This is a genomic window from Hyphomonas sp. GM-8P, from assembly GCF_003263315.1.
In the GTDB taxonomy this organism is placed as follows: domain Bacteria; phylum Pseudomonadota; class Alphaproteobacteria; order Caulobacterales; family Hyphomonadaceae; genus Hyphomonas.
The window spans coordinates 1-1,330 of record NZ_AWFE01000143.1 but is presented as its reverse complement, the minus strand read 5'-3'; the positions used below and the strand labels follow the sequence as shown (position 1 = coordinate 1,330).

General features: G+C 58.9%; 3 protein-coding genes. All 3 read right to left on the bottom strand.

What is annotated here, in order from left to right; translation table 11 throughout:
- Positions 1–580, bottom strand: a 580-nt coding sequence (locus HY26_RS18780) for a DUF3987 domain-containing protein (protein ID WP_158531562.1), incomplete at its 3' end; no start/stop codon positions are given.
- Entirely contained in the window at positions 573–809 is a 237-nt protein-coding gene (locus tag HY26_RS18775; protein ID WP_112074352.1) for a hypothetical protein, read from the bottom strand. The genes HY26_RS18780 and HY26_RS18775, both read right to left, overlap by 8 nt.
- Positions 806–1,177, bottom strand: coding sequence for a VRR-NUC domain-containing protein (locus HY26_RS18770; RefSeq protein ID WP_112074351.1), 372 nt, complete (start codon positions 1,175–1,177; stop codon positions 806–808). The genes HY26_RS18775 and HY26_RS18770 overlap by 4 nt, the downstream gene beginning before the upstream one ends.
- Positions 1,178–1,330: the final 153 nt, after the last annotated feature.

Here is a 1,330-nt window from a genome sequence, read left to right as displayed (position 1 = left end):
CAGAGAATAGCGCAAGGCTTGATTGTCCTTCGGCGAACGCCCGGAAGATGCCCTGCAAGGTCATATTGCCAATTACGATATTAGGGTCTGGCAACGGGTCAGGGATGTAATCCGACTTTGCCTTTTTTGCCTCGGCAATGTCCTTTTCCCGGGCTGCATGTTCGAGTGCCAGCTGTGCCCTGTATTCGTGGACACCTCTCGCGGCATACCGATCCACCGTGGACTTTCGCTCGCCTGATGCGGCAACCGTCAAGATACATAGGGACAAAGGGCGTCTCTGACGCTGGGCAAACTCGACATCGAAATGGTTCTGTACCGAGAAGGAAGCAACAGCCAGAACTGAAGCCGCCGCCAGCGCCGGTGGACATTTCGTGCCGTCGGCTATGTCTCGCGCCGCACGCGCCATCATAGGGGGCAAGGCATCCAGTGGAAACGTGGCAGGGGTCCCTTCATCGGTGTCGATTGGTTCTGGATCCGGCCATTGGTGTTTACTGCCAGCATCCGATCCATTGCGGATTTGCGTGCCGCCAAAATTGCGTTCGAGGTTAGCTGCAGCAGATAGCCTGTAAGCATCAATCATCTTTGCGCTCCCTCCATTGCTGGGCAGAGCGCAAGCGTTCTTCTGGTGACGTATCGATGAGCCCAAGCTCATCGTCATCAACAAGCCCGACCAACTGCAGGCTGATGGCTTTCAGGGAAGCCCGTAGCCGGTTCGGAAAAGCCGGATCCTGGCGAAGTTCAAACAACAGCCCGATAGGCGGACCAAGCCATTCGCGGAGTCGGAAATAACCAGGAGAGTATTTGCTCATGACGCGCCTCCCACACTGGCCCGCAAATTGATGCCCGCCGCATCAAGAAAGCGCTCCACGGCCTCGACAGAGCGGCACACGGCATAAGCGCCGCCTGCGGTGGTGAATTGGTCCGCCCACGCCTTCTGGGCTGCTGACTGGCTGCCGCCTTTCGCCTTCAGTTCAATCGCGATACAGCGGCCTGCCCAGATAATGATAATGTCCGCAACACCTGGGACGACACCTTCAGCTTTGAGGCGGGCGGCAGTACGCGGGGCGCGGTAGCCGCCGTTCGGTGTGTGCCAAAAGACGGCCTCGTGCGGCGTAAGGGCAAGGCGAAGGTATTCCACCACGGCCTTCTGGAGCGCGGACTCAGGTTGCTTAGTCATGATCAGCCCCCACGCTCAGCCCTGCATGCTCGGCTATGAGCAGCGCAAGGGACGGTGAACGTACGCCAAAGCCCTGTACGTAGCGGACGGCTGCAAGGCGGGGTGTTTGAGGTTGCATCGCCGCCCAGTGAAACAGGCTGAGCTGGCGTTGCA